This is a genomic window from Psychrobacter sp. CoH-33_TS_01 (assembly GCF_058189395.1).
Genome location: NZ_JBVGQI010000029.1, coordinates 1 through 782, shown reverse-complemented (window position 1 = coordinate 782; position 782 = coordinate 1). Strand labels below are relative to the sequence as shown.

The following is a 782-nucleotide window of genomic DNA, read 5'->3' as shown; positions in this document are numbered from 1 at the left end:
GCTAACTATAAAAATTATCATTCTTTATAAGCAAAGAAACTCTAAGTTAATTCATTATATGAAACATACGGAAAGCAAATTTGCTAGTAATAGAATGAGCCAAGTTTAGAAGCTTCTTTAAAGAGCTTCATAGCAAGATTAAACTGAAGAGTTTGATCATGGCTCAGATTGAACGCTGGCGGCAGGCTTAACACATGCAAGTCGAGCGGTAACAGGAGAAGCTTGCTTCTCGCTGACGAGCGGCGGACGGGTGAGTAATACTTAGGAATCTGCCCAGTAGTGGGGGATAGCTCGGGGAAACTCGAATTAATACCGCATACACCCTACGGGGAAAAGGGGGCTGCTTGCAGCTCTCGCTATTGGATGAGCCTAAGTCGGATTAGCTAGTTGGTGGGGTAAAGGCCTACCAAGGCGACGATCTGTAGCTGGTCTGAGAGGATGATCAGCCACACCGGAACTGAGACACGGTCCGGACTCCTACGGGAGGCAGCAGTGGGGAATATTGGACAATGGGGGCAACCCTGATCCAGCCATGCCGCGTGTGTGAAGAAGGCCTTTTGGTTGTAAAGCACTTTAAGCAGTGAAGAAGACTCTATGGTTAATACCCATAGACGATGACATTAGCTGCAGAATAAGCACCGGCTAACTCTGTGCCAGCAGCCGCGGTAATACAGAGGGTGCAAGCGTTAATCGGAATTACTGGGCGTAAAGCGAGCGTAGGTGGCTTGATAAGTCAGATGTGAAATCCCCGGGCTTAACCTGGGAACTGCATCTGATACTGT

Annotated in this window: 1 rRNA gene; it reads left to right on the top strand. The window is 48.0% G+C overall.

Annotated features, from left to right (window positions below):
- Nucleotides 1–140 precede the first annotated feature (140 nt).
- Nucleotides 141–782 (top strand): 16S ribosomal RNA (locus ACZ2XM_RS15420); the annotation flags it as partial.